The following is a 25,988-nucleotide window of genomic DNA, read 5'->3' on the forward strand; positions in this document are numbered from 1 at the left end:
CAGCGTGCCCTATGCGATCAGTGCGCGCTGCGCGCGCCACCCACCTGTTCGATCAGGGTCTGGCTGGCGGCATTGAGGCCCACCACCGTCACCTCCGCCCCATGCGCGGCCAGCTTTTCCTGCGCCCGCTCCAGCGCGGCCACGGCAGTCAGGTCCCACAGGTGGGCATCGCGCAGATCAATCTGCACCTTCGGCGTCACGTGCTGGTAATCGAACGCCGCACCCAGCTGCCCTGCCGAGGCAAAGAACACCTGCCCACGCACGCGGTAGACCTGCGTGTCACCGGCATCGTCGCGCTGCACGTCCAGCATGCGGCCGACCTTGCGTGCGAAGAAAAGCGCTGACAACAGCACACCGCTGAGCACGCCCTTGGCCAGATCATGGGTAGCCACGGTGACCACCACGGTCAGCAGCATCACCGCAGACGAGCTGCGCGGATGCGTGCGCAGGTCGCGCAGCGAGCGCCAGCTGAAGGTGCCGATGCTGACCATGATCATCACCGCCACCAGCGCGGCCATCGGGATCTGCCGCACCAGGTCGCTGCCGTACACCACCAGCACCAGCAGGAACACGCCGGCCACCAGGCAGGACAAGCGGCCGCGGCCACCGGAGGTCACGTTGATCACCGACTGGCCGATCATCGCGCAGCCGGCCATGCCGCCGAGGAAACCGGTGACCGTGTTCGCCACGCCCTGACCGACGCATTCGCGATTGCGCTCGCTGGGCGTCTCGGTGATGTCCTCGACGATCTGCAGGGTCATCATCGATTCGAGCAGGCCGACCACCGCCAACGTGGCCGACACCGGCAGCAGGATGCGCAGCGTTTCCCAGGTGAGCGGCACGTCGGGCAACAGGAAATGCGGAAGGCTGTCAGGCAGCTGGCCCATGTCACCCACGCTGCGCACGTCCACACCAAAGCCGATCACCACGGCAGTGAGTACGACGATGGCCACCAGCGGCGACGGCACCGCGCGGGTGACGCGCGGCAGCAGGTAGATGATCGCCAACGCGGCGGCGCACAGCACGTACACAGTCGGGCCGCGGCCAATCAGTTCCGGCATCTGTGCTAGGAAGATCAGGATCGCCAGCGCGTTGACGAAGCCGGTGATGACCGAGCGCGAGACGAAGCGCATCAGCGAGCCAAGCTTGAACACGCCCGCGAGCACCTGCAGCAGGCCGGCCAGGATGCTGGCCGCGAACAGGTACTGCAGGCCGTGGTCCTTGACCAGGTCGACCATCACCAGCGCCATTGCACCGGTGGCGGCGGAGATCATGCCGGGGCGGCCACCAGCGATGGCGGTGATGACGGCAATGGAGAACGCGGCATACAGGCCGACCTTGGGGTCGACGCCGGCGATGAGCGAGAAGGCGATGGCCTCGGGAATCAGGGCCAGGGCGACGACGATGCCGGACAGCAGGTCGCCACGGATGTTGCCGAGCCATTGCTGGCGCAGGGGGTAGGACGTTTGCATGGGAAAACTCCGCGCGCAGGCGGGCGTGGCCGCATGGCGCTGCAGTGGAAAGACACGGGTTCCTGAGCCGGACGGGCCGGCTGCCGATGTGCGGCAAGGGTCAGGGTGGCGTGATCACTGCAGGCGGGCGTCGGTACGTGGGAGGGGCGCAGTCTACGGCACAGAGCTGCCCAGGGACAGCATCGGCAGGCCGCAACGGCAGCGAAGCATGGCGCCGCTCTACAATCGGGCCATGGCCACCCACCGCCCACAGTTCTTCGATCCCGCCACCGAACAAGGCGTGCTGCGCCTGTCGATCGCCGCCTCACTACTGTTGGCCGCCGCCGCAGTGGTGTTCGGCCTGCTGGCCAACTCCTCGCTGATCATCTTCGACGGCATCTACGGCCTGATCGACGTGGTGATGACCTGGCTGTCGCTGCTGGTGGCACGGTTGATCGCGCTGTCCACGCAGACCGATGCGCTGCAGTCGCGGCTCAACCAGCGCTTCACCATGGGCTTCTGGCACCTGGAGCCGATCGTGCTGGGGGTGAGCGGCACACTGATGATCGGTGCGGCGCTGTATGCGCTGGTCAATGCGGTGGACGCGCTGATGTCCGGGGGCCGCCATATCGCGCTCGGCCCGGCCATCGCCTTCGCCGGGCTGTCGATCGTGGGCGAAGGCGCGCTGGCCTGGTTCATCCTGCGCGCCAATCGCCGCATCGGCTCGGAATTCATCGCGCTGGACGCGAAGAACTGGGTAATCGCGGCCAGCATGTCAGCCTGCTACCTGCTGGCCTTCCTCGGCGGCGTGCTGGTGCAGGGCACGTCGCTGGCGTGGATCGGGCCGTACATCGACCCGGCCATCCTCGCCTTCGTCTGCGTGCTGGTTATGATCGCCCCGCTCGGTACCGTGCGCCGGGCGCTGGCCGGCATCCTGCTTGTCACCCCGCCGGAACTGCAGGCGCACGTCGATGCGGTGGCACGCGCGATCGTGGCCAAGCATGGCTTCGTCGAGCACCGCAGCTACGTGGCGCAGGTGGGGCGAGGCGAGCAGATCGAGCTGTTCTTCGTGGTGCCGGAAAACGACCCGCCGCGGCCCCTGGTGGAATGGGACCAGCTGCGCGACGAGATCGGCGATGCACTGGGCGAGGCCTCGCCGGACCGCTGGCTGACCATCATGTTCACCACCGACCGCGAATGGACGATCTAGGCCAGCAGGACGATCGATCAAGTTTTTCGTACGCATTGCAACCCAACGTACGCGGAAACCGGGCAAAGTAGGCTCCAACGCAACACCCACCCACCGACCAGGAGCATCCCGATGTCCATCGAAAAGGTTCTGTACACCGCCCAGGCCACTTCCACCGGCGGCCGTGAAGGCCGTTCCGTCTCCTCCGACAACGTGCTGGACATCCAGCTGTCGACCCCGCGCGAGCTGGGCGGCGCCGGCGGCCCGGGCACCAACCCGGAACAGCTGTTCGCGGCTGGCTACTCGGCCTGCTTCCTGGGCGCGCTGAAGTTCGTGGCCGGCCAGGCCAAGGTCGCGCTGCCGGCCGACACCACCGTGACCGGCAAGGTCGGTATCGGCCAGATCCCGACCGGTTTCGGCATCGAAGCCGAGCTGACCATCAACGTGCCGGGCGTGCCGCGCGAGCAGGTGGAAGAGCTGGTGCAGAAGGCGCACATCGTGTGCCCGTACTCGAATGCCACCCGCGGCAACATCGACGTGACGCTGATCGTTGCCTGATGGGGTGCTGCCGGCCAGCGGCCGGCACTACCAAGGTGAAGAGCAAAAAAATGGGCGGATGCCGGTCGAAACCGAACATCCGCCCATCCCACCTTCGTTGTCCCACAGGGGGGCATGAGGTTGCCGGCCAGCGGCCGGCACTACCAGGTCACTTCTCGCTGGTGATCAGCTGCACGACGCTGGAGAAATCCAGCTTGCCGCGGCCGGCCTGGTGGTTCATCGAGTACAGGTTGCGGGCCACTTCGCCCAGCGGGATCGAGGCGCCGACACTCATCGCCGCTTCCACTGCCAGACCCATGTCCTTGAGCATCAGATCGCTGCCGAAACCGCCGCTGTAGCCGCGCGAGGCCGGCGCGTTTTCCAGCACGCCGGGCCACGGATTGCACACTTCGGTGGCCCAGCTGCGGCCGGTGCTGACAGCCATCATCTGCGACAGCACCTTCGGGTCCAGCCCGTGCGCCACGCCCAGGGCGATGGCTTCACCGGTGACGGCCATGATCACGCCCAGCGCCATGTTGTTGCACAGCTTGGCAACCTGGCCGGCACCGCTGGCGCCCACGTGGAAGATGTTCTTGCCCATCGCCTGCAGCACCGGACGTGCCCGTTCCAGCGCGTCCTCTTCGCCACCGACGATGAAGGTCAGCGTACCGGCCTGGGCACCGGCGGTACCGCCGGATACCGGCGCGTCGATCATCTGCAGGCCACGTGCGGCGGCCGCTTCCGAGACCTTGCGGGCACTGGCCGGTGCGATCGTGCTGCAGTCGATGACCAGTGCGCCGGCCGGAATCGCGGCAAGAATGCCGTCGTCGCCCAGGTACACGCCTTCGACGTGGCGGCTGGCCGGCAGCATCGAGATCACCACCTCGGTATCGGCCAGGGTTTCGCGCGCCGATGCGGCCGCGCTGGCGCCGGCATCGACGGCGGCCTGCACCGCGGCCGGAACCAGATCGAACACGCGCACGGTGTGGCCGTTCTTGACCAGATTGGCGGCCATCGGGCCACCCATGTTGCCCAACCCGATGAATGCAATGCGGCTCATGCAAGGCTCCTTTCAACAAGGGGAGTGCCCAGGTCGGCCAGCGGATGCGCGGCATCGGCCCAGGGGGAAGCGAAGAAGGTGTCGGCCCACGCGCCGGTGGCCTCGGCCAGGGTGGCCGGGTTCCACTGCGGATTGCGGTCCTTGTCGATCAGCAGCGCGCGGATGCCTTCGGCGAAATCACCGTGGGCGGCGCAATGCAGGGCGACGATGTACTCCAGGCGGTAGATCGCGGCCAGGTCCTGGCCGGCACTGCGGCGCTGCAGCTCGTACGACAACCGTGCCGAACCCGGTGCACCGGCGGCGAGGGTCTTCTGTGCGGCCTGCAGCCAGGCATCGTCGGTCTGCAGACCGGCAATGCGCGCAACGATGGCCTGCAGGTCATCGCCTTCGCACAGCGCCTCGACCTGCGCCGCATTGGCCAGCAGCGGGCCGGTGGCGGCGTCGCTGGCATGCGACTGCAGCAGATGGGTCAGGCGATCGTGGTTGTGTACGGCATCACTGGACCAGGCCACCTGCAACAGCGCGTCGAACACCGCGCTGCGGCGGTCTTCGGCCACGTGCACGTCGGCCAGGCCGGCGTAGATGGCATCGCCCGGATTGAGCAGCGCGCCGGTCAGGGCCAGGAACAGGCCGCCCTTGCCGGGTACGCGCGGCAGCAGCCAGCTGCCACCGACATCGGGGAACAGGCCGACGGTGATTTCCGGGAAGGCCAGCTTGGAGCGCTCGCTGACCACGCGATGGCTGGCGCCGGACATCAGGCCGATGCCACCGCCCATCACGATGCCGTGGCCCCAGCACAGGATCGGCTTGGCGTAGGTATGGATGAGGTAATCGACGCGGTATTCGACGTCGAAGAACTCGGCGGCGTAGTCGTTCTCGCGGATGTCGCTGCGGCCGGCCTCGCGGAAGGCGACCATGGCCTTGTACAGGCTGTGCAGGTCGCCGCCAGCGCAGAACGCCTTTTCGCCCGCACCCTGCAGCACCACCATGGCGATGCCGTCGTCGTCGGCCCAGGCATTCAACTGCTTGAGCAGCAGGTGCGCCATCGGCAGCGAGAAACCGTTGAGCGTGCGCGGCGCGTTGAGCGTGGCGATGCCGATGCGCGCGCCGTTGCCGGCCACGCGCTCTTCGAACAGCACCGGTGCGTCGTCGGCAGCGGTGTCGGTGCTCATGCGTTCTTCCACTGCGCGGCGCGCTTTTCCAGGAAGGCGTTCACGCCCTCGACCTGGTCGGCGGTGTCGAACAGGTCGACGAAGGCTTCACGCTCGGCCACCAGCGCCGAGGCATGGGTGCCGGTGCGGGTGGACTGCACCAGGGTCTTGCAGGCGGCGATGCTGGTCGGGCTCTGCTTGCCGGCCTTCTTTGCCCATTCCAGGGCCAGTGCCTTGGATTCGCCCTTGCCGACCTTTTCTTCGGCCAGGCCAATGCGCAGCGCGGTCTCGGCGTTGATGCGCTCACCCAGCAGGATCATGCGCTTGGCCCAGCCCTCGCCCACCAGGCGCGGCAGGTTCTGGGTGCCACCGGCGCACGGCAGCAGGCCAACGGTCGCTTCCGGCAGCGCGACCTGGGCATGGTCTTCGATGATGCGCAGGTCGCAGGCCAATGCGCATTCCAGGCCACCGCCCATGGCGTAGCCGTTGATCGCGGCGATCGACACGCCGCGGAAACCGGACAGCGCTTCGAAGGCTTCACCGAAGCGACGCGCGGCCTCACGTGCAGCAGCCTTGTCGCCCGAGGCGAACTGGTTGAGGTCGGCACCGGCAGAGAAGAACTTCTCGCCGTCACCGGTGATCACCAGTGCGTAGATCCCGCGGTCCGCGTTGAGCGCACCGACCAGGTCGCGCAGCGCCGACAGGCTGTGCACGGTCCAGGTGTGCGCCGGCGGGTTGTTCAGGGTGACCACGGCGGTGTGGCCATCCACCTCCACCTTCAGGCCCACGTGCTCCTGGGTACGCCAATCCTTCATCGCAGTTCCTCTTCGGTGTTGAGCAGGTGACGGGCAACGATGACCCGCATGATCTCGTTGGTGCCTTCCAGGATCTGGTGCACGCGGCAGTCACGCAGCAGGCGCTCGATCGGGTATTCGCGGATGTAGCCGTAGCCACCGTGGATCTGCAGCGCTTCGTTGCAGACGTTGAAACCGGCATCGGTGGCGAAGCGCTTGGCCATCGCACACCAGACGTTGGCATCACTGGCACCGGCATCGAGCTTGCGCGCGGCGGTGTGCACCATCTGCCGTGCGGCCACCAGTTCGATGGCCATGTCGGCCAGCTTGAACTGCAGCGCCTGGAAATCCGCCAGCGCCTTGCCGAACTGGCGGCGCTCGCCCATGTAGCGGCGCGCGGCGTCCAGCGCACCCTGCGCGGCACCCAGCGAGCAGGCAGCAATGTTGATGCGGCCGCCATCGAGCCCCTTCATCGCCAGCTTGAAGCCGCCGCCTTCCTCTCCCAGAAGGTGGCTGACCGGCACGCGGACGTTTTCGAAGGTGATGCCACGGGTGGGCTGACTGTTCCAGCCCATCTTCTCTTCCTTGCGGCCGAAGCTGATGCCCGGCAGGTCGGCCGGCACCGCAATCGCGCTGACACCGCCGGCACCGGCACCGCCGGTACGTGCCATCACCACCAGCAATTCGGTGGCACCAGCGCCGGAGATGAAGGCCTTGGAACCGTTCAGCACGTAGAAGTCGCCATCGCGCACGGCGGTGGTCTTCAGCGACGCTGCATCGGAACCGGCACCCGGTTCGGTCAGGCAGTACGAGGCCAGCTTGTTGCCCGAGGACAGGTCAGTGCCCCACGCATCGCGCAATGCCGGCTGGCCCCACGTGGACACCATCCACGAGGCCATGTTGTGGATGCTGATGTACGCCGCGGTCGACGGATCGACGTTGGCGAGCTCCTCGATGACGACGGCGGCGTCCAGTCGGCTCAGGCCGCTGCCGCCCACTTCCGGGTCCATGTACAGACCGCAGAAGCCCAGTTCACCGGCCTTGGCGATCGCCTCGCGCGGAAAGATGCCCTCCGCATCCCATCGCGCGGCGTGCGGCGCCAGTTCGGCCTGTGCGAAGTCGCGCGCAGCCTCGCGGTACGCCTGCTGCGCTTCTTCCAGTTCCGTCGTCATCGAGTGGCTCATGGCTGCTCCTGCCGTTACTTCAGGCTGATCGTGGTGTTGACGCCGTGGCTCAGCGTCTCGTCATCGAACCAGCGCGCGGTGACCGTCTTGGTCTGGGTGTAGAACAGCACCACCTGCTTGCCGTACGGGCCCAGGTCGCCCAGCTTGGACGCGCGCGAACCGGTGAACGAGAACAGCGGCACCGGCACCGGGATCGGCACGTTGATGCCGACCTGGCCGACGTCGATGTCCTCCTGGAACTTGCGCGCGGCCGCGCCGGACTGGGTGAACAGGGCGGTACCGTTGCCGTTCGGGTTGCTGTTGACCATCGCGATGGCTTCTTCCAGCGTCTCTGCTTCGAGGATGACCAGCACCGGCCCGAAGATTTCTTCCTGGTAGATGCGCATGTCGGTGGTGACACCGGCAAAGATGGTCGGGCCGACGAAGTTGCCCTTCTCGAAGCCATCGATCTGCGGCTTGCGGCCATCCAGCACCAGCTTGGCGCCCTGCTCCACGCCCGAGGCGATCAGGCCTTCCACGCGCTCGCGGGCGCTGCAGGAAATGACCGGGCCGACGTCGGTGCCGGACACGGTGCCGGCGCTGACCTTCAGGGTCTGGGCCTTGGCCACCAGGTCCTGCACCCAGTTACGCGCTTCACCGACCAGCACCAGGGTGGAAGCGGCCATGCAGCGCTGGCCAGCGGCGCCGAAGGCGGCACCGACCATCGCGTTGAGGGTCTGTTCCTTGTTGGCGTCCGGCAGCACCACGGCGTGGTTCTTGGCACCCATCATGCACTGCACGCGCTTGCCGGCCAGCGAGGCGCGGTTGTAGACGTGGGTGCCGACGCGGGTGGAACCGACGAACGACACGGCCTTGATGTCCGGGTGGTCGCAGATCGCGTTGACCACTTCTTCGCCACCGTGGACGACGTTCAGCACGCCCTTCGGAATGCCCGCTTCCAGCGCCAGCTCGACCAGGCGCATGGTGACCATCGGGTCCTGCTCGGACGGCTTGAGGATGAAGGTGTTGCCGGTGGCGATCGCCATCGGGAACATCCACAGCGGAATCATCGCCGGGAAGTTGAACGGGGTGATGCCGGCGCACACGCCCAGCGGCTGCATGATCGAGTAGGTGTCGACGCCGGTGGCCACGTTGTTGGCCAGCTCACCCAGCTGCAGGTTGCCGATGGCGGCGGCGTGCTCGACCACTTCCAGGCCGCGGAACACATCGCCTTCGGCGTCCGGCAGGGTCTTGCCCTGCTCGGCGGTAAGAATGTGCGCCAGCTCGCTCATGTTCTCGCGGATCAGCTGCTGGTACTTCAGGAAGATGCGCGCACGGACACCGATCGGGGTCTTGCGCCAGGTCTTGAAGGCTTCCTTGGCAGCGGCGACGGCGGCGTCCACTTCGCCGGTGGTGGCGAACGGCACCTTGGCCAGCACGTCCTGGGTGGCCGGATTGATCACGTCCTGCCAGTGGGAGGTGGCCGATTCAACGAACTGGCCATCGATCAGCATGCGGATACGGGGCGCTGCAACAGTCATGACGACAATCCCACAGGGTGCGAAAGATGCTTGGCATTATTCACAGCACCCAACTCGATTTCCGGGCTGAATCCGCTTAATCTGGCCAACACGCCAGACGATTCATGTTAATTCTGTGAATTTCCAGCCTTCACAACGCCAGCTGGGCCTGCGCCTGCTGCGCCTGCGCGAGCAGCGCGGCTACAGCCAGGTGGACCTGGCCCGTGCCCTGGGCCTGTCGGCCAGTTACCTGAACCAGATCGAGCGCAACAAGCGCCCGCTGACCCCGGCCGTGCAGAAGAAGCTGGGCGAGGTATTGGGCGATGTTTCCGTACTGTTCGACGAAGATGAGCCCGCCGCGCTGCAGGAAGCCCTGGGCGAAACCCTGCGCGACCTGGGCCTGGCCGAGGTGAGCGCGACCGAGCTGCGCGCCCTGGCCGGCAACCTGCCGCAGGTCAGCCGCGCCCTGTTGGACCTGCATCGCCGGCACCTGGCATTGCGCGAGCATGCCGCCGCGCTGGAATTCCAGCTGGGCGAGCCCGGCGCCGGCAGCACCCTGCCCGCTGGCGATCAGGTGCGTGAGTTCTTCAACCGCATGCACAACCACATTCCCGAGCTGGATGAGCTGGCCGAGCAGCTGTTCGCCGAATGGGGACTGTCGCCGGGGCACGTGGCGCCACGGCTGCGCCAGCTGCTGGCCGACCGCCACGGCGTGCTGGTGGAAGTGGCCGCGTTGCAGGCCGGGCGCGAGAAGCGCCAGTTCGACGCCGGTGCACGGCGGCTGTGGCTGCCCGATTATCTGGAGCCGGGCCAGCAGGCGTTCCAGATGGCCGCCGAGCTGGCCCTGCACGGCTACCTGCCACAGATCGATGCGGTGGTGGCGCGTGCCGGCTTCACCGATGAGGCACGCATCGCGCAGGCGCGGATTGGCTTGTCGAATTACTTCGCTGGCGCGCTGGTGATGCCGTACATGCGCTTCCTGCGGGCGGCCGAAGCCAGCAGCTACGACATCGAACTGCTGGCGCATCAGTTCGGTGTGGGCTTTGAAGCGGTCTGCCACCGGCTGAGCACGCTGGCGCGACGCAGTGCGCCCGGGTTGCCGTTCTTCTTCATCCGCGTGGACCGTGCCGGCAACGTGTCCAAACGCCATTCGGCCACCGATTTCCACTTCTCGCAGGTGGGCGGCTCGTGCCCGCTGTGGATCGTCTACGAGGCGTTCAACCAGCCCGGCCGCATCCTTACGCAGACGGCGCGCATGCCCGACGGGCGCCGCCATTTCTGGCTGGCACGGCAGGTCAGCAGTGGTCCGGTCGGCCATGGCCAGCCGCGCAAGACGTTTGCGGTAGCGCTGGGCTGCGACCTGCAGCATGCCGAGCGGTTGGTGTATTCGCTGGGCCTGGATGTGCAGAGCCCGGGCAACTCGGTGTCGATCGGGCCGGGCTGCCGGGTGTGCCCGCGCGAGGACTGCATGCAGCGCGCGTTCGCGCAGTTGCCGGGGCGGTAGGGTTGGTTCGGCAGGGCTGCGCCCTGCACCTGCCGAGGCCGAAGCAACGGCAACGGCAACGGCAAAAGCTGGCATTCCGTGGGATGGCGGGGTGGATCCGGTTGCGGGGGACGCCGTAAACCCGTCCTTGGGGGCTTGGCCGCGGCATCCATGCCGCGGACACCCCCGCAACCGGACCCACCCCGCCTTCGACAGTTTCCCGCTGCTGTTGGTGGGTGCTGACCGTTGGTCGGCACGCTGCTCTTGGTGGGTGTCGACCTTGGTCGACACGGTAGATCCACGCCATGCGTGGATGCTCTTCGATGAATGTTCGAAATATTCGATTCCGATGGGGTTCCATCCACGCATGGCGTGGATCTACTAAACCTTTCGTGCGTAGGCTGCATCCCATTGCAATGCCCGCCCTGGAGACACCCCATGTCCTTGCTGCGCTCTTGCCTGGCCCTGCTGCTTGCTGCCACCGCCGCGCCGGCGTGGGCGACCTTTTCGATTGCGGCCTGCAATGAGGCCGGCGACTGCGGGGTGGCGGTGGCTACGAACAACCTGGCAGTCGGGGGCGTGGGGGTGCCGTGGGCACAGGCGAAGGTGGGCGCGGTCGCCAGCCAGTTCGAGACCAACCCGGCCTATGGCTCCAAAGGCCTTGAGCTGCTGGCCAAAGGACGCACGCCTGCGCAGGTGCTGAAGCAGCTGCTGGATGAAGACGGCAACTTCGATGGCACCACGCTTGCCGAACGACAGGTGGGACTGGTCAGCGCGCGTGGCGGCAATGCGCAGTACACCGGCGCTACCGCGCAGCAGGCGGATTGGGCAGGTGCGCAGGGTGAGGGGATGCTGAGCGTGCAGGGCAATGGGCTGGCCGGGCCGGAGGTGCTGGCCACGATGCAACGCGTCTTCGCCACCTCACGTGGGCCGCTGGCCGCGCGCTTGTTGGCGGCGCTGGAAGCTGGTCAGGCAGCGGGTGGTCAACGCAGCGGACAGTGGTCGGCGGCGCTGCTGGTGCGTACGCCCGGCGGCGACTGGCGGGACACCGACCTGCGTGTGGACGCCGATCCGCATGCCGTGGCGAGGCTGCGCGAGCTGTACGACATGCGTCTGTCCAACGAGGCGATCATCCGCGCGGAGGAACGTTGGGAGAACGGTGATGTGGAGGGTGCGCGTGCTGCGCTGGCGACCTCGTTGTCACTGGCCCACGGCTGGGACCGCACCTGGGCGCGCGCTGCGCGCCTGGCCATGCGGCAGGGTGATATCGCGCTGGCCCGGGAATACCTCGCCGGCCTGCGCGCGCTCAATCCGGGCTGGGTGAAGCAGGAGCTGGCGTTGCCGTTGTATGCGCCGTTGCAGGGCGATGCGGTGGTGGAGCCGTGGCGATGAGGCACGGCAGGGATCAGATCGTGCCGACCAAGGTCGGCACCCACCAGAACAGTTCAATCGGCTGCGGCGGAAATCAGTAGATCGGCGTCACCTTCATCTGCGGCAGCGGACGCGGTGCGCCGTCAGTGAGGTCGGGGCCGAGGTCCTCCCAGGTGCGTCCCTGCTCGACCATCAAGCCCCACAGCTGCTGCGAGGCCAGCCGCTTGTCTTCCGAGCCCAGCTTGTACGACGGCGGGGTCGGTTCACCGCGGGCAACCATCGAGTACGCCGCGCGGTAGGCCAGCACCTGCTGCGCCGGATCGTCGGTTCGCGCCACTTCCAGCGTGTAGCGCTGATAGGCCGAAGCCAGGTTGCGCCAGCGGATCCAGTAGTGGTTCTCGAACGAGAACGAGCAGAAGCGCGCACCGGCCAGGCTGCCCTTGTCGGCGATGCGGGTCAGCACCTCCTGCGGCATGTCCAGGTTCATGCCACCTTCGTCGCCCTGCAGGCTGACATGCACGATGCGGTCGCGGTAACCCGGTGCGCGCGCCTGCAGCAGATCGCGCCAGTTCTGCATGGTCGCCACCACCGCGAACAGGAAACGCCCCAGCTCGGCGGCCGCCAACGGCGTGGCGATCGACTGGTAGGTACGCTGCCAGCCGTGACGGTTCTCGGTGGGCAGGAACACGGCATGTTCCAGCGCCTGTCGGCCACTGCTGCCGTGGTTCACCTCTTCAGCGTGCTGCGGATAGACCAGGTTGATGGCGAAGGTCGGCCAGCGCGGCAAGGCGGCATCGAACAGATGGATCGGGAAGTTGCTGCTGATGCCACCATCGGAAAACCAGCAGATGCGGAAGGCGGTGATCACCGGGCCACAGGTCTGCCCGGCACTGGTCAGCCCTTCCATGCTGTCGGCCACGTTGTGCTCCTGGTCGGCGGCAGGCGCGGTGGGTTCGCAGCGGCGCTCACGGCGCGAAGGCTCATGCAGCGGCACTGCGCTGATCAGCAACGGGAAGCTCAGGCTCATGCGCGTGGCCACCAGCACCGGCAGCTTCGGGCCCTGCGGCAGATGGTAGTACTGCCGGCCCGCCACCTCCAGCGGCGGGCCGGCCTGCGTCACCAGCCACTGCACCACGCTGGCCGGGAACAGCTGCTCGAACTCCTCGCGCAGGAACCAGAACTGCGCGCCGCCCAATGGCAGTGTGCGTGGCTCGTTGTGCGACACGCAGGTGGTGATCATCTGCAGGCTGATCGCATGCGGGCTGTCCGGCTCGCCGGCATAGCGCGGCGCGTCATGCAGGTCGGCGAAGGTGAGCGGTGCATCCAGCGGCTTGCCGGACAACTGCTGCAGGCACTCGTGCAGCCACTCGGTCAACGCCGGCGTGCGTGCATCGCGGCCGAGGCCGCTGCACAGGCCCAGCAGGTTGCGCCGCGCCACCCGCGCCACCCGCAGCGCGGCACCGGCCACACCCGCACCGTACGCGCACAGCAGCGACGGCAGCAGCGTGGCGGCCACGCCGCTCCAGCCACCGCCCCACCAGCCCAGGCCCAACAGCAGCGCCAGCGACACCAGCACCTCCAGCGGCGCGATCTCGAACACGGCAACGGCCAGGCACAGCAGCTTGTGCGGCAGGCTGGCATTGCCGGTCAGTACCACCAGCAACCGATAGGCGGCGCGCGCGCCCCGCGCCGGTTGGAACAGGCTGTAGATGAAGCCGCGCCGCGACAACTGCGCCGATACCGCCGACAACCCGCCATAGCCGGCATCGCCAGGCAGGTGCTCGCCCGCCTGCTGGCGGCGATCACCGCAGGCCGCCGCGGCCGCCACCGCCGCAGCAATGGCGCCGGCCGAGGTGCCGCCGATGCTCTTGAATCGATACTCGCGCGCCAGCGCCAGTACCGCATTGGGGTACACGATGCCGCTGGTGATGCCGCCTTTCATGACCAGATCGCAGTACTTCGCCGCCACGAGCCACCTCCCGTCTGTCGGTGCCCAGTATGGCAAGAGGCGCTCTCACCGCCTGAGAAACGAGCCACAGCCCTGCGCTTTGATTGGCCCTTGACCATTGCCCTCGACGCGTCCACCGTGGGCGCGCCGAAGGTATCCCTGCCGTGGCTGGATGGCGGTCGGGATTTAAACGGGAATCCGGTGAAGGCGCCTCGCGCGCCCATTCCGGAGCTGCCCCGCAGCGGTGAATGGAAACGAATCCTGCCAACAGCACTGGGCTCGCGCCTGGGAAGCGGCAGGTAGTAGGTGGGCTGCGGCCCGTGTCCATCAGCCCGAATACCGGCCCCGGCCGGGGGACACGACCGTCCCCTGACTCGACCTGGAATCTCCGCGGGGAGGTTGCCGGGGCCGTCGTTGTCCTGCGCGTGCAGGCGATGCGGTCGCGTGCGTCCTGTTCACGGTATCCGGCCAGACCCGTTCACCCACGCGCTGATGCATGGGCCACCGCCGTTGCCGGCGGTCCATGCGGTACCTGACGATGACCGAGCTCCAACGCCCCACCCTGACCCTGCCCGCCGATGGCACGCGCCTGCTGCTGCATTCATGCTGCGCCCCCTGCTCCGGCGAAGTGATGGAGGCGATCACCGCCTCCGGGATCGACTACGCGATCTTCTTCTACAACCCCAACATCCATCCGGTGAAGGAGTACGAGCTACGCAAGCAGGAGAACATCCGCTTCGCCGAGCAGCACGGCATTCCTTTCATCGACTGCGACTACGACACCGACAACTGGTTCAGCCGTGCACGCGGCATGGAAAACGAGCCCGAACGCGGCATCCGCTGCACGATGTGCTTCGACATGCGCTTCGAGCGCACTGCGCTGTACGCGCACGAGCACGGCTACGACACCATCAGTTCTTCGCTGGGCATCTCGCGCTGGAAGAACATGGCGCAGATCAACGACTGCGGCATCCGCGCCGCGTCGCGCTATGAAGGCCTGCAGTACTGGGACTACAACTGGCGCAAGGGCGGCGGTGCCAGCCGCATGATCGAGATCAGCAAGCGCGAGCAGTTCTACCAGCAGGAGTACTGCGGCTGCGTGTACTCGCTGCGCGATGCCAACCGCCATCGCCGCGAGAATGGCCGCGAGCGGATCAAGATCGGCCTGTTGTACTACGGGCAGGGCGCTGAGACGCCGCAGGGCGATTGACGTGCAGGCATGGGGCGGCCACGCTGGTCGCCCCTTCTGTTGTACCGGATCTGCCATGACCGCCCTGCCCGCCGATGTCGCCCTGCTGGTGATCGACCTGCAGCCGGACTTCATGCCCGGTGGCGCCTTGGCCTGCGACCAGGGCGATGCACTGGTGGCACCGATTGCCGATCTGCTGGCGCAGCGCCGCTACCGCACCGTGGTGGCAACACAGGACTGGCACCCGGCCGACCATGCCTCGTTCGCCAGCCAGCACCCCGGCCAGCGCCCCTTCGAGACCATCCTGTTGCACGCGCAGCCGCAGACCCTGTGGCCCGACCACTGCGTGCAGGGCAGCGCCGGTGCCGCCCTGCACCCAGGCGTGGACTGGACCGTGGCCGACCTGATTCTGCGCAAGGGCACGCGCCAACAGGTGGATTCGTACAGCGCCTTCCGCGAGAACCACGGCCCCGATGGCGAGCGCCCGGCCACCGGCCTGGCCGGCTGGCTGCACGAACGCCGCATCCGCGAAGTGCATGTGTGCGGCCTGGCCCGCGACTACTGCGTGCTGTGGAGCGCGCAGGACGCGGTGAAGTCCGGCTTCCGGGTGAAGTTCCTGTGGGACCTGACCCGGCCGGTGACCGAAGCCAACGACGCGATGGTGCGCGAGGCACTGGGCAAGGCGGGGATCGCGGTCGTCTGACCCAGAGCGGTAGTGCCGGGCCATGCCCGGCGGACGCGGGATGGGCGATTACCGGAACACCACCGTGCGGTGCCCGTTGAGCAGGATGCGGTGCTCCACATGGCGGCGCACCGCGCGCGCCAGCACCTGCGATTCGGTATCGCTGCCCAGCCGCACCAGTTCGCGCGGTGCCATCGCGTGGTCCACGCGGGCGACGTCCTGTTCGATGATCGGGCCTTCGTCCAGGTCCTCGGTGACGTAGTGCGCGGTGGCGCCGATGATCTTGACCCCGCGCGCGTGTGCCTGGTGGTACGGCTGCGCGCCCTTGAAGCTGGGCAGGAAGCTGTGATGGATGTTGATCGCACGGCCGGCCAGCGCACGGCACAGCGTGGGTGACAGGATCTGCATGTAGCGCGCCAGCACCACCAGGTCGATGCGCTCGCGCTCGACCAGGTCGATGATCTGCTGCTCCTGCACCGCACGCGTCTCGGCGGTCACCGGCAGGTGGTGGAACGGCACCTGGTAGGACGCCGCCAGCGGCGCGAAGTCGGCGTGGTTGGACGCCACCGCCGCGATGTCCACCTTCAGCTGGCCGCTGTGGGCGCGGAACAACAGATCGTTGAGGCAGTGCCCCTGCTTGCTGACCAGCACCAGCAGGCGTGCGCGGCGGCGGCCATCATGCAGCTGCCAATCCATGCCGAAGCCTTCGGCGAGCGTGGCCATGGTCGCGTGCACGGTCTCCAGCGGCAGGCTGGCATCGCGGTCGAAGTGCACGCGCAGGAAGAAGCGGCCACTTTCCTCATCACCGAACTGCTGGGCGTCGAGGATGTTGCAGCCGTGGTCGAACAGCAGGCCTGACACGCGGTAGACGATGCCGGTGCGGTCGGGGCAGGACAGGGTAAGAATGGAATCGGGGCGCATCTTCCGAGTGTAGGGCAGCGACCTGCCTGCCGGATCGATGGTCTCCGATGCAACCGAACTGCTTGGTTCAGTCCCAAGCGATACTTGGGCTTCCCCGTGGCAAGCTGGTCGGTCATGAACCTGTTGCAACTGATCCGCAGCTTCACCCGCACCGCAGAGACCGGCAGCATTGCCGCCGCGGCCCGCATTCTTGGCATCAGCGCCACCGCAGTCGGCCAGAACATCAACCGTCTGGAGGCCCATCTGGGCGTACGGTTGCTGAACCGAAGTACGCGGCAGCTGGCCCTCAGCGAGGCCGGCGCGCTGTACCTGGCGCAGGTGCGCCACATCGAAGCCGACCTGGCGCGCGCGCAGGCGATGGTCACCTCCGGTGACATCGAACCGGCCGGACCGCTGCGCATCGCCAGCAGCAGCGCGTTCGGTCGCCACGTGCTGGCACCGTTGCTGCCGTCGCTGCAGCAGCGCTACCCGCAGCTGCAGCTGGAGCTGCGCCTGACCGACCGCGCCGTGCAGCACGGCCCCGAAGCGGTAGATGCCAGCATCCGCATCGGTGCGCAGCTGGAAGACGGTGTGGTCGCGCGGCAGCTGGCGCGCGTGCCGTTCGTGTTCTGCGCCTCACCGGCCTACCTGAAGGCACACGGCACGCCGAAGCAGCCCTCCGAGCTGAGCGGTCATCGCGGGCTGCTGCACCGCTTCCCCACCGATGGCCGGCCGTTGCGCTGGGGCCTGCTGAAGGATGGCCAGCGCGTGGACGCCGCACTGCCGCCGAGCATGGTCTGCGATGACATCGATGCACTGGCAACGCTGGCTGCGACCGGTGCCGGCATCACCCGGCTGGCCGCATTCGTGGCCGAGCCGTACCTGCGCGATGGCCGCCTGCAGGCGGTGTTCGGCGCCGACACTACATGGCGCCCGGAGCCGATGGAGGTCTATTTCTGCGTCAGCGACCGTCGCGACTTCACCGCCAAGATCCGCGCGCTGTTCGAGCACCTGCAGGCCGGCATGGCGCCGGCCTGGCGGGTGTGAGCCTCAGCGCACCTTGAACACGCCGCGCGCATCGCGCGGCTCGCAACGCAGGTACTGCGGCGCCGGTTCCACGCTGTCGCGCAGCGCGGCGGCGGCATGCCACGGCCAGCGCGGGTCGTAGAGGATGCCGCGCGCCAGGGCCACGGCATCAGCGTGGCGATGGCGCAGGATCGATTCGGCCTGCTCGGGCTCGGTGATCATGCCCACGGCGATGACCGGCATGCGCACCTTGGCCTTGATCGCGGCCGCGAACGGCACCTGATAGCCCGGGCCGACGGTGATCTTCTGGCGCTCGTCCAGGCCGCCGCTGGAGACATGCAGGAAATTGCAGCCGCGCGCGTCCAGCACCTGGGCCAGCGCTTCGCTCTGCACCAGATCCCAGCCGCCATCGACCCAGTCGCTGGCGGAAATGCGCACACCCACCGCGACCTTGTCGGACACTGCCGCACGCACCGCGTCGAACACTTCCACCAGCAGACGCAGGCGGTTCGGCAGCGAGCCACCGTAGCCATCGGTGCGACGGTTGCTCAGCGGCGACAGGAACTGGTGCAGCAGATAGCCGTGCGCGGCATGCAGCTCGATCAGCTCGAAGCCCAGGCGCTCGGCGCGTACCGCGCTGGCGGCGAAGGCGGCGATGACCTCGGCGATGCCGGCCTCGTCCAGTTCCTGCGGTGCCGGATCGCCGGCATGGAACGGCAGCGGCGACGGCGCCACGGTGGGCCAGCCACGCACATCATCGGCCGGCAGCTGACCACCACCGTCCCATGGACGATTCACCGAGGCCTTGCGGCCGGCGTGGCCCAGCTGGATGCCCAGCGGCATCGGTGACCAGCGGCGGACGCTGGCCAGCACCTGTGCCAGTGCGGCCTCGGTGCCGTCGTCCCACAGGCCCAGGTCGGCCCAGCTGATGCGGCCGCGCGGTTCGACCGCGGTGGCTTCCAGGATCAGCAGGCCGGCACCGGACTGCGCCAGGTTGCCCAGGTGCATGGCGTGCCAGTCGCTGGCACGGCCGTCTTCGGCGGAGTACTGGCACATCGGCGCGATGACGATGCGGTTGGACAGGGTCAGGGGGCCGAACGAGATCGGCGAAAACAGCTGGCTCAAGACGGTGATGAACGACGTAGGGGGTGCGTATTGCACCGCCGCACGGCCTGCGAATCAACCGTCTGGATGGATCGCTGTTTCGTGCGGCCTGCTGAAGCCGAGCGTGGGCTCGGCTCTACAGGAGCCGACAGCCCTTGTAGAGCCGAGCCCATGCTCGGCTCAGCGCGGGGCCCACCCAGCCAGCGCTTCAGCGCAATCGCGCTCGTCCTTGAACTGCAGCAGGTCGTCGGCACGGGTGCGGCCGCGGTTCAGCGCCGCCACCGGCAACCCTGCCTTCGCGGCCGCCTGCACGAAGCGGAAGCCGGAATAGACCATCAGCGAGGAGCCCACCACCAGCACGGCGTCGGCCTGCTGCAGGTGGTCGTGCACCGCCGCCACGCGTTCGCGCGGCACGTTCTCGCCGAAGAACACCACGTCCGGCTTCAACAGGCCGCCACAGTGCGGGCACTCGGGCACCACGAATGTGGAGAAATCGGTCTCCAGGTCGGCGTCGCCATCCGGCGCGATACCGGCCTCCAGCGCGTCCCAGCCAGGGTTGGCGTCCAGCAGGCGCTGCTGGAATTCCTCGCGCCCGCTGCGGCGCTCGCAGCCCATGCAGCGCACCAGATCCAGGCGGCCATGCAGGTCGATCACGTTGTGGCTGCCGGCACGCTGGTGCAGGCCGTCCACATTCTGGGTCAGCAGCAGCTGCAGCTTGCCGCGGCTTTCCAGTGCGGCGAGGGCCTGGTGGGTGCCGTTGGGCCGGGCCTGGCCGAAGCGCGGCCAGCCCAGCAGGCTGCGCGCCCAGTAGCGCTGGCGGGTAGCCGTCTCGCCCATGAAGGCCTGGTAGGTCACCGGCGGCGTGCGTTTCCACTGACCGTCGGCATCCCGGTAATCGGGAATGCCCGAGGCGGTGCTGCAGCCGGCGCCGGTCAGCACGAACAGGCGCTGGGCACGGTCGATGAAGTCGGTCAGTGGCGGGGTCATGGCTGCCAGATGGGGGCGCGGCCGCGCCCCCGCAAGCGCAGGTTCAGCCGGCGGATCAGGCTGCCGGCAGCGGCGGCACCGCGATCGGGTGGCCTTCCTCGTCCAGCGCGATCATCACGAAGTGGCCGCGGGTGCACAGCTTGCGCTCGCCGCTGTGCAGGTCTTCGGCAACCAGTTCCACCTCCACCTTCATCGAACTGCGGCCGACTTCGACGATGCGGCCGATGGTTTCCACCATCTGGCCGATGCGGATCGGCAGCTTGAAGTCGACCTGGTCGCTGCGTGCGGTCACCACGGTGCGGCGCGAGTAGCGGGCGGCGGCCAGGAACGCGGCCTTGTCCATCCACGCCAGCGCCTGGCCACCGAACAGGGTGCCGAGGTGGTTGGTGTGGTTGGGGAAGACGATTTCGGCCATGCGCACTTCGATGGGCGGCACGGTCTCGGGGATCGGGGTCATGGGGGTGCTTCGGTGTGGGGTGCTGCGGATTCTAAGCGACCGGCGTGATGGCCATCGGAATGCACGTGCAACGGTCACCCGGCAGCGGTGCCTGCGCAGGCCGCGCCTGCGGCAGGCGTTACACTGCGCCACGCCCACTGCCAGGACCGCCCATGCCCGCCACTTCCGACCTGCTGGCCTTTGCGCTGGTTTCGCTGGCCATGGTGCTCACGCCCGGGCCGAACATGATCTACGTGATCTCGCGCTCGATCTGCCAGGGGCCGATGGCTGGCCTGATATCGCTGGGCGGGGTGGCGCTGGGCTTCGTGTTCTACATGCTGTGTGCGGCGCTGGGCATCACCGCCCTGCTGATGACCGTGCCGTTCGCCTACGACGCGCTGCGCATCGGCGGCGCGCTGTACCTGCTGTACCTGGCCTGGCAGGCGCTCAAGCCCGGTGGCCGTTCGCCGTTCGCCGTTCGCGAACTGCCGCAGGACAGCCCGCGCAAGTTGTTCACGATGGGGTTCCTGACCAATCTGCTGAACCCGAAAGTGGCGGTGATGTACCTGTCGCTGCTGCCGCAGTTCCTGCACCCGGACAGCGAAGGCAGCGTGCTGATGCAGTCGATCGTGCTGGGCTCCACCCAGATCCTGGTCAGCGTCAGCGTGAACGGCATGATCGCGCTGACCGCCGGCAGCATCGCCGGCTTCCTGGCCGCACGCCCGACCTGGCAGATGGCGCAGCGCTGGTTGATGGGCACGGTGCTGGCCGGGTTGGCGGTGCGCATGGCGGTGGAAGGGCGGCGCTGATTGTAGCGTCGAGCTTGCTCGACTGCTTTGCGCGAACGGCAGTCGAGCAAGCTCGACTCTACAAAGACCCGCGTGCAGCATGACGGCCGGTAGCACCAGGCAGGCTCCGCCGGGCATGGCCCGGCGCTACCAACAAAAAACCCCGGCATTGCCGGGGTTTTCTGTTGCGACAGGCCTGACCGTTTCGATCAGAAGTTCATGTCGAAGGCGACTTCGCCCTGCACGCCGACCTGGTAGGCCGAGACGCGGCGTTCGAAGAAGTTGGTCAGTTCCTGCACGTCCTGCAGTTCCATGAACGGCAGCGGGTTGCGCACGTTGTACTTCTTTTCCATGCCCAGCTTGGCGAAGTGCTGGTCGGCACAATGCTGCAGGTACTGGCGCATGTCGCGGGTCGAGATGCCGGCCACGCCGCCGGACAGCACGTCCTCGGCGAACTGCACTTCGCATTCGATGGCTTCGGCCAGCATGTCGTAGACCTGCTGCTTCATCTCGTCATCGAACAGGTCCGGCTCTTCCTCACGCACCACGCGCACCGACTCGAACGCGAACTCCATGTGCGCGCTCTCGTCGCGGAACACCCAGTTGGTGCCCGAGGCCAGGCCCGGCAGCAGGCCGCGCGAACGGAAGTAGTACACGTAGGCGAAGGCCGCGAAGAAGAACAGCCCTTCGATGCAGGCGGCGAAGCAGATCTGGTTGAGCAGGAACTGGCGGCGCTCGGCACGGGTCTCGATGCGCTTCAGGTCCTGGATCGAGTCGATCCACTTGAAGCAGAAATCGGCCTTCTTCTTGATCGAGTCGATGTTCTCCACCGCAGCGAAGGCTTTGACGCGCTCTTCCGGATCCGGCAGGTAGTTGTCCAGCAGGGTCAGGTAGAACTGCACGTGCAGCGCTTCTTCATACAGCTGGCGCGACAGGTACATGCGCGCTTCGGGCGCATTCAAGTGCTGGTACAGGTTCAGCACCAGGTTGTTGGACACGATCGAGTCGCCGGTGGCGAAGAACGCGACCAGGCGGTGGATCAGGTGACGCTCGCCCGGCGACATCTTGCTGTGCAGGTCGGTGATGTCGATCTGGAAGTTGATCTCTTCCACCGTCCAGGTGTTCTTGATCGCGTTCCGGTACATGTCATAGAACTGCGGGTAGCGCATCGGGCGCAGGGTCAGTTCAAAACCGGGATCGAGCAGCATCTGCTTGGGCTTGTCGGCCATGGGTGTTTCCTTGAATTCCTGGGTGAGCCGCCGGGCATGGCCCGGCGCTACCGTGGGTGTTTTTCCGCAGCCGAGCATGGCTCGGCTCTACAGGTGCGAGGTATTCGAGTGCCGACCAACGGTCGGCACCCACCGCGCGGTGTGTTACTGGCAGGCCTCGCAGGCTTCCGGGTTTTCCAGCGAGCAGGCGATGGCTTCGTCCGGGCTGAACACCTTGGCCGGTGCGGCAGCGCTCACCGTGGTCTTGGCGATCTTGGTGGCCGGGCGCGAACGCAGGTAGTAGGTGGTCTTGATGCCCTGCTTCCAGGCGTACATGTACATGGAAGACATCGCGCCGATGTTCGGGCTTTCCATGAACAGGTTGAGCGAGGCCGACTGGTCGATGAAGGCACCACGCTCGGCGGCCATGTCGATCAGCGAACGCATCGGCAGTTCCCACGCGGTGCGGTAGACCTCGCGCAGCGTTTCCGGAATCTGCGCCACGCCGGCGATGGAACCTTCGGCCAGCTTGATGGCATCGCGCATGTCGGCGGTCCACAGGCCCAGCTTCTTCAGCTCGTTCACCAGGTAACGGTTGACCTGCAGGAAGTCACCGGACAGGGTCTCGCGCTTGAACAGGTTGGACACCTGCGGCTCGACGCACTCGTAGCAACCGGCGATCGAGGCGATGGTCGCGGTCGGTGCAATCGCGATCATCAGCGAGTTGCGCAGGCCGTGTTCCTTGATGCGGGCGCGCAGGGCATCCCAGCGTGCGGTGTCTTCCGGCACCACGTTCCAGGCGTCGAACTGCAGTTCGCCACCGGCGGCACGGGTGTCGTTGAACGACGGGTGCTTGCCACGTTCCTGGGCCAGCTCACAGGAGGTTTCCAGCGCGTGAAAGTAGATCGCTTCGGCAATCTTCTTCGACAGGGCACGGGCTTCGGCGCTGTCGAACGGCAGGCGCTTGCGGAAGAACACGTCCTGCAGGCCCATGCAGCCCAGGCCGACCGGACGCCAGCGCAGGTTGGCGCGGCGGGCGGTTTCGATCGGGTAGAAGTTCAGGTCGATGACGCGGTCGAGCTGGCGCACGGCCAGGCGCACGGTCTCGGCCAGCTTCTCGAAGTCGAACTCGTTGTGCTCGTCGAAGTGGTTGCCCAGGTTGATCGAACCCAGGTTGCACACCGCGGTTTCATCGTTGGAGGTGACCTCCAGGATTTCCGTGCACAGGTTGGACAGGTGGATCACGTTGCCCGGACGCAGGGTCTGGTTGCTGGCGCGGTTGCACTTGTCCTTGAAGGTCATCCAGCCGTTGCCGGTCTCGGCCAGCGTACGCATCATGCGGGCGTACAGCTTGCGCGCGGAGATGGTGCGGTTGGCCTTGCCCTGGGCTTCGGCCTGCAGGTAGGCCTGCTCGAAGGCTTCGCCGAACAGGTCGGTGAACTCCGGCACGACGCGCGGATCGAACAGCGACCATTCCTGGTCGGCTTCGACGCGCTTCATGAACAGGTCCGGCACCCAGTTGGCCAGGTTCAGGTTGTGCGCACGGCGGGCTTCGTCACCGGTGTTGTCACGCAGCTCGAGGAAGTCCTCGACGTCGGCGTGCCAGGTTTCCAGGTAGACGCAGGCCGCGCCCTTGCGCTTGCCGCCCTGGTTCACCGCGGCCACGGACGAATCCATGGTCTTCAGCCACGGCACGATGCCGTTGGAGTGGCCGTTGGTCGACTTGATCAGCGAACCACGCGAACGCACACGGGTGTAGCTGACGCCGATGCCGCCGGAGAACTTCGACAGCTGGGCGATGTCGCCGTACTTGGAATAGATCGACTCCAGCGAGTCCTGCGGCGAATCCAGCAGGAAGCACGAGGACAACTGCTCGTGGGTGGTGCCGGAATTGAACAGGGTCGGGCTGGACGGCAGGTAGTCCAGGTTGCCCATGCGCTTGTACAGCGCCAGGGTCTCGGACACGTCCTCGCTCAGCGCGCTGGCGATGCGCAGGAAGAACTGCTGCGGGGTCTCGATCACCTTGCGGGTGTGCGGGTGGCGCAGCAGGTAACGGTCGTACAGGGTGCGCAGGCCGAAGTAATCGAAGTTCAGGTCCAGCGAGATGTCGATCGCATCGTTGAGCTTGCGTGCGTTGGTCTGCACGAAGTTCAGCAGGCGGTCGTTGATCAGGCCCACTTCGTGGCCACGGCTGACCGACTGCGAGAAGGCGTAGATTTCCTGGCCGGAAACTTCCTTGGCGATGTAGTTGGCCAGCAGGCGCGCAGCGAGGCGGCCGTACTCGGGCTCTTCACCGATCAGCAGGGCCGCGGTGCGGATGGACAGTTCGTCCAGCTCGCGGGTGGTGGCGCCGTTGTACAGGCCGGAAATGGTGCGGGTGGCCACGCGCATCGGATCGACGGCGTGCAGGCCTTCGGAGGAACGCTGCACCGCGCGCACGATCTTGTTCAGGTCCACCAGTTCGGTCGTGCCATTGCGCTTGGTCACACTCATCGCGTTGGCCGTCGGCGGCGACGTCAACAGGAATTCGCTTTCCTTCTCGATGGTGGCGCTGGATTCGGTGGTCACGGCGTGTGTCCTCTTGGCGTGATTGGTGGGTGCTCGATGCATCGGGTGACGCAGCCCGGGACATGACAGCCCAGGATGGCAGGACGGCGTCGCAGGGGATGAGACCCTGCGCCTGCCACTGCCGTTGACGATCGCGGATGGGTACCCCGGGCACCCCCTGGAATTGGGGTTGCTGCGACCGACGGCCACAAGATAGTGGGGGTAATGGGGTCCGTCAACGCCAAATGTAGTGAAATTCGGCAATCCCTTGCGCCGCAAGGATCGTGCCATCGGCGCCCGGATCAGACGCTTCAGACCTGCCGGAACGGGCTGCGCAGTCAAGCCCGAAAGGCGTCATTGCGGTGGTACAACGCACCGCGAAAACGGAACAATGACAGCTTCACATGACAGTGATGAAACTGGCTAGGGACAACCCTGTGGATAGGTGGTGGGCAGCCGGTGGGAATCCGGTGGACGGGTGACTTCCGGCCGGTGACGCCCGCCCGCTGACGGCGGATGCTGGCCGCTCGCTCCCGGAAAAGGATGCTCCGATGCACCTGCGGTTGCCCGCGCTGGCCCTGCTGCCTGCCCTGTTCATTGCCCCGGCGCTGGCCGCCGAAGGGCCGGACCTGCGTTCGGACCAGTGCGGCATCCATACCGACTATGACGTGCTGGTGGACAGCGGCGGCATCTGGCTGCGGCATGGCCCGCAGGCGCCGCATGAAGTGGTGTTCCACGACGGCGAGCTGAGCCTGGACGGCAGGATGGTCACGGTCAGCGCCGCCGACGCCGCCCGCCTGCGGCAGATGGAGGCCGGTGCCCGCCAGCTGATGCCGGCGGCCACCGCACTGGCCCATGAAGTCTCCGGGGTCACCTTCGATGCGCTGGACGCCGCCTTCGAGGCCATCACCGGCAAGTCCCGCAACCGCCAGATGCGCGCGATGCGTGGCGAGATGCAGGAGTGGATCGACGCCAACCTGGGCCGTGGCTACTGGGAACAGGACGCATTCGGCGACGGCTTCGACGCGCACATCGAGCAGATGGCCGAGACGATGGCCGGGTCGATGACCCGCAGCGTGCTGTGGCAGGTGTTCACCGGCCGCGCCGGCGCCATGGAGCGCCGCGCCGACCGCCTCGATGCCGAAGTCGACCGCCGCATGGAAGCGCGCAGCCAGCAGCTGGAGGCCAAGGCGATGGCGCTGTGCCCGCTGGTGCGGTCACTGGCAGAGGCCCACGATGCGCTGGAAGTACGCTACCAGGGCCAGCCGCTGCGGCTGCTGGAGCGCGGCGAGAGCGTACGGGTGGAGCACGGGAACGGCTCGGGACTGCATGTGTCGGCCGGGCCGGATGAGCCGCCGTTGAGCAGTGCGGCGGATGCCGGCCAGCGGCCGGCACTACCGGGACGATAGCGGGGTGGTGCCGGCCGCTGACCGGCATCGCACGCCCGCAGAACC

22 protein-coding genes and 1 riboswitch are annotated in these 25,988 nt (G+C 67.2%); of the genes, 9 read left to right on the forward strand and 13 right to left on the reverse strand.

The features are described 5' to 3' along the window. Positions 1-17 precede the first annotated feature (17 nt). Positions 18-1,472: a SulP family inorganic anion transporter gene (locus AC13GF_RS10635; RefSeq protein WP_483004578.1), complete on the reverse strand. Its 1,455-nt coding sequence runs from the start codon at positions 1,470-1,472 to the stop codon at positions 18-20. A gap of 208 nt (positions 1,473-1,680) precedes the next feature. Between AC13GF_RS10635 and AC13GF_RS10640 the strand changes: the two genes are divergently transcribed. Next, a complete protein-coding gene (locus tag AC13GF_RS10640; protein WP_126928271.1) occupies positions 1,681-2,661 on the forward strand; it encodes a cation diffusion facilitator family transporter in 981 nt (326 codons plus the stop codon). Between the two features lie 111 nt (positions 2,662-2,772). Then, positions 2,773-3,198: an organic hydroperoxide resistance protein gene (locus AC13GF_RS10645; protein ID WP_004153735.1), complete on the forward strand. Its 426-nt coding sequence runs from the start codon at positions 2,773-2,775 to the stop codon at positions 3,196-3,198. Positions 3,199-3,346: 148 nt separating this feature from the next. Here the strand turns inward: AC13GF_RS10645 and mmsB are convergent, their stop codons facing one another. From mmsB to AC13GF_RS10670, 5 genes are read right to left on the reverse strand one after another with little or no spacing between them, the layout of a single operon-like run. Next, positions 3,347-4,237, reverse strand: a complete 891-nt coding sequence (gene mmsB / locus AC13GF_RS10650) for a 3-hydroxyisobutyrate dehydrogenase (RefSeq protein WP_483004579.1) — start codon at positions 4,235-4,237, stop codon at positions 3,347-3,349. Next, the gene (locus tag AC13GF_RS10655) at positions 4,234-5,409 is read right to left on the reverse strand and encodes an enoyl-CoA hydratase/isomerase family protein (RefSeq protein ID WP_483004580.1); all 1,176 of its coding nucleotides are present in this window, start codon (positions 5,407-5,409) and stop codon (positions 4,234-4,236) included. Before AC13GF_RS10655 ends, mmsB begins: the two co-directional genes overlap by 4 nt. Continuing rightward, on the reverse strand, positions 5,406-6,203 hold the full coding sequence (locus AC13GF_RS10660) for an enoyl-CoA hydratase (protein ID WP_483004581.1): 798 nt from the start codon (positions 6,201-6,203) through the stop codon (positions 5,406-5,408). The genes AC13GF_RS10655 and AC13GF_RS10660 overlap by 4 nt, the downstream gene beginning before the upstream one ends. Continuing rightward, positions 6,200-7,366 carry an acyl-CoA dehydrogenase family protein gene (locus AC13GF_RS10665; RefSeq protein WP_483004582.1) on the reverse strand — a complete coding sequence of 389 codons (1,167 nt, stop codon included), beginning with the start codon at positions 7,364-7,366 and terminating at the stop codon, positions 6,200-6,202. Before AC13GF_RS10665 ends, AC13GF_RS10660 begins: the two co-directional genes overlap by 4 nt. Before the next feature lie 14 nt (positions 7,367-7,380). Next, the gene (locus tag AC13GF_RS10670; protein WP_483004583.1) at positions 7,381-8,886 is read right to left on the reverse strand and encodes a CoA-acylating methylmalonate-semialdehyde dehydrogenase; all 1,506 of its coding nucleotides are present in this window, start codon (positions 8,884-8,886) and stop codon (positions 7,381-7,383) included. 115 nt (positions 8,887-9,001) lie between these two features. Between AC13GF_RS10670 and AC13GF_RS10675 the strand changes: the two genes are divergently transcribed. Together AC13GF_RS10675 and AC13GF_RS10680 are read left to right on the forward strand one after the other, a co-directional pair. Then, positions 9,002-10,369 carry a helix-turn-helix domain-containing protein gene (locus tag AC13GF_RS10675; RefSeq protein ID WP_483004584.1) on the forward strand — a complete coding sequence of 456 codons (1,368 nt, stop codon included), beginning with the start codon at positions 9,002-9,004 and terminating at the stop codon, positions 10,367-10,369. 417 nt (positions 10,370-10,786) lie between these two features. Further along, positions 10,787-11,740, forward strand: coding sequence for a DUF1028 domain-containing protein (locus AC13GF_RS10680; RefSeq protein ID WP_483004585.1), 954 nt, complete (start codon positions 10,787-10,789; stop codon positions 11,738-11,740). A gap of 73 nt (positions 11,741-11,813) precedes the next feature. Here AC13GF_RS10680 and AC13GF_RS10685 read toward each other — a convergent pair whose 3' ends face one another. Beyond that, positions 11,814-13,661 carry an RpoH suppressor gene (locus AC13GF_RS10685; RefSeq protein ID WP_483004586.1) on the reverse strand — a complete coding sequence of 616 codons (1,848 nt, stop codon included), beginning with the start codon at positions 13,659-13,661 and terminating at the stop codon, positions 11,814-11,816. A gap of 154 nt (positions 13,662-13,815) precedes the next feature. Then, positions 13,816-14,029: riboswitch (cobalamin riboswitch) on the forward strand. A 161-nt stretch (positions 14,030-14,190) separates the two neighbouring features. On the opposite strand from AC13GF_RS10685, the gene AC13GF_RS10690 reads away from it, so the two are divergent. Next, the gene (locus tag AC13GF_RS10690; protein ID WP_483004587.1) at positions 14,191-14,877 is read left to right on the forward strand and encodes an epoxyqueuosine reductase QueH; all 687 of its coding nucleotides are present in this window, start codon (positions 14,191-14,193) and stop codon (positions 14,875-14,877) included. Between the two features lie 55 nt (positions 14,878-14,932). Beyond that, the gene (gene pncA / locus AC13GF_RS10695) at positions 14,933-15,559 is read left to right on the forward strand and encodes a bifunctional nicotinamidase/pyrazinamidase (protein ID WP_483004588.1); all 627 of its coding nucleotides are present in this window, start codon (positions 14,933-14,935) and stop codon (positions 15,557-15,559) included. A gap of 48 nt (positions 15,560-15,607) precedes the next feature. On the opposite strand, the gene purU is transcribed toward pncA, so the two are convergent. Further along, positions 15,608-16,459: a formyltetrahydrofolate deformylase gene (gene purU, locus AC13GF_RS10700; protein ID WP_483004589.1), complete on the reverse strand. Its 852-nt coding sequence runs from the start codon at positions 16,457-16,459 to the stop codon at positions 15,608-15,610. Positions 16,460-16,573: 114 nt separating this feature from the next. On the opposite strand from purU, the gene AC13GF_RS10705 reads away from it, so the two are divergent. After that, the gene (locus tag AC13GF_RS10705) at positions 16,574-17,485 is read left to right on the forward strand and encodes a LysR family transcriptional regulator (RefSeq protein ID WP_483004590.1); all 912 of its coding nucleotides are present in this window, start codon (positions 16,574-16,576) and stop codon (positions 17,483-17,485) included. A gap of 3 nt (positions 17,486-17,488) precedes the next feature. Here AC13GF_RS10705 and AC13GF_RS10710 read toward each other — a convergent pair whose 3' ends face one another. The 3 genes from AC13GF_RS10710 to AC13GF_RS10720 form a co-directional block, all read right to left on the reverse strand. Further along, the gene (locus AC13GF_RS10710) at positions 17,489-18,589 is read right to left on the reverse strand and encodes an NADH:flavin oxidoreductase/NADH oxidase (protein WP_483004591.1); all 1,101 of its coding nucleotides are present in this window, start codon (positions 18,587-18,589) and stop codon (positions 17,489-17,491) included. A 159-nt stretch (positions 18,590-18,748) separates the two neighbouring features. Continuing rightward, positions 18,749-19,555 (reverse strand): NAD-dependent protein deacetylase, encoded by an 807-nt coding sequence (locus AC13GF_RS10715; protein ID WP_483004592.1) that lies wholly within the window; start codon positions 19,553-19,555, stop codon positions 18,749-18,751. A 55-nt stretch (positions 19,556-19,610) separates the two neighbouring features. Continuing rightward, on the reverse strand, positions 19,611-20,012 hold the full coding sequence (locus AC13GF_RS10720; RefSeq protein ID WP_005407672.1) for an acyl-CoA thioesterase: 402 nt from the start codon (positions 20,010-20,012) through the stop codon (positions 19,611-19,613). Positions 20,013-20,164: 152 nt separating this feature from the next. Between AC13GF_RS10720 and AC13GF_RS10725 the strand changes: the two genes are divergently transcribed. Beyond that, positions 20,165-20,800: a LysE family translocator gene (locus AC13GF_RS10725; RefSeq protein ID WP_483004593.1), complete on the forward strand. Its 636-nt coding sequence runs from the start codon at positions 20,165-20,167 to the stop codon at positions 20,798-20,800. Between the two features lie 188 nt (positions 20,801-20,988). Here AC13GF_RS10725 and AC13GF_RS10730 read toward each other — a convergent pair whose 3' ends face one another. Both AC13GF_RS10730 and AC13GF_RS10735 read right to left on the reverse strand, forming a co-directional pair. Beyond that, entirely contained in the window at positions 20,989-22,008 is a 1,020-nt protein-coding gene (locus AC13GF_RS10730; protein ID WP_008264781.1) for a ribonucleotide-diphosphate reductase subunit beta, read from the reverse strand. A gap of 144 nt (positions 22,009-22,152) precedes the next feature. Further along, entirely contained in the window at positions 22,153-24,555 is a 2,403-nt protein-coding gene (locus AC13GF_RS10735; RefSeq protein WP_149909495.1) for a ribonucleoside-diphosphate reductase subunit alpha, read from the reverse strand. Positions 24,556-25,085: 530 nt separating this feature from the next. On the opposite strand from AC13GF_RS10735, the gene AC13GF_RS10740 reads away from it, so the two are divergent. Further along, a complete protein-coding gene (locus AC13GF_RS10740) occupies positions 25,086-25,943 on the forward strand; it encodes a DUF2884 family protein (RefSeq protein ID WP_483004594.1) in 858 nt (285 codons plus the stop codon). Positions 25,944-25,988 lie beyond the last annotated feature (45 nt).

The sequence above is a fragment of the Stenotrophomonas sp. 22LJNL06-5-1 genome, from assembly GCF_056861455.1.

Excerpts from the sequence above, each read along its gene's own strand:
- AC13GF_RS10680 (WP_483004585.1), top strand. The coding sequence starts at position 10,787 with ATGTCCTTGCTGCGCTCTTGCCTGGCCCTGCTGCTTGCTGCCACCGCC.
- AC13GF_RS10730 (WP_008264781.1), bottom strand. The coding sequence starts at position 22,008 with ATGGCCGACAAGCCCAAGCAGATGCTGCTCGATCCCGGTTTTGAACTG.
- AC13GF_RS10635 (WP_483004578.1), bottom strand. The coding sequence starts at position 1,472 with ATGCAAACGTCCTACCCCCTGCGCCAGCAATGGCTCGGCAACATCCGT.
- AC13GF_RS10690 (WP_483004587.1), top strand. The coding sequence starts at position 14,191 with ATGCGGTACCTGACGATGACCGAGCTCCAACGCCCCACCCTGACCCTG.
- AC13GF_RS10660 (WP_483004581.1), bottom strand. The coding sequence starts at position 6,203 with ATGAAGGATTGGCGTACCCAGGAGCACGTGGGCCTGAAGGTGGAGGTG.
- AC13GF_RS10665 (WP_483004582.1), bottom strand. The coding sequence starts at position 7,366 with ATGAGCCACTCGATGACGACGGAACTGGAAGAAGCGCAGCAGGCGTAC.
- AC13GF_RS10645 (WP_004153735.1), top strand. The coding sequence starts at position 2,773 with ATGTCCATCGAAAAGGTTCTGTACACCGCCCAGGCCACTTCCACCGGC.
- AC13GF_RS10705 (WP_483004590.1), top strand. The coding sequence starts at position 16,574 with ATGAACCTGTTGCAACTGATCCGCAGCTTCACCCGCACCGCAGAGACC.
- purU (WP_483004589.1), bottom strand. The coding sequence starts at position 16,459 with ATGCGCCCCGATTCCATTCTTACCCTGTCCTGCCCCGACCGCACCGGC.
- AC13GF_RS10670 (WP_483004583.1), bottom strand. The coding sequence starts at position 8,886 with ATGACTGTTGCAGCGCCCCGTATCCGCATGCTGATCGATGGCCAGTTC.
- AC13GF_RS10740 (WP_483004594.1), top strand. The coding sequence starts at position 25,086 with ATGCACCTGCGGTTGCCCGCGCTGGCCCTGCTGCCTGCCCTGTTCATT.
- AC13GF_RS10640 (WP_126928271.1), top strand. The coding sequence starts at position 1,681 with ATGGCGCCGCTCTACAATCGGGCCATGGCCACCCACCGCCCACAGTTC.
- mmsB (WP_483004579.1), bottom strand. The coding sequence starts at position 4,237 with ATGAGCCGCATTGCATTCATCGGGTTGGGCAACATGGGTGGCCCGATG.
- AC13GF_RS10655 (WP_483004580.1), bottom strand. The coding sequence starts at position 5,409 with ATGAGCACCGACACCGCTGCCGACGACGCACCGGTGCTGTTCGAAGAG.
- AC13GF_RS10725 (WP_483004593.1), top strand. The coding sequence starts at position 20,165 with ATGCCCGCCACTTCCGACCTGCTGGCCTTTGCGCTGGTTTCGCTGGCC.
- AC13GF_RS10720 (WP_005407672.1), bottom strand. The coding sequence starts at position 20,012 with ATGACCCCGATCCCCGAGACCGTGCCGCCCATCGAAGTGCGCATGGCC.
- AC13GF_RS10715 (WP_483004592.1), bottom strand. The coding sequence starts at position 19,555 with ATGACCCCGCCACTGACCGACTTCATCGACCGTGCCCAGCGCCTGTTC.
- pncA (WP_483004588.1), top strand. The coding sequence starts at position 14,933 with ATGACCGCCCTGCCCGCCGATGTCGCCCTGCTGGTGATCGACCTGCAG.
- AC13GF_RS10685 (WP_483004586.1), bottom strand. The coding sequence starts at position 13,661 with ATGAAAGGCGGCATCACCAGCGGCATCGTGTACCCCAATGCGGTACTG.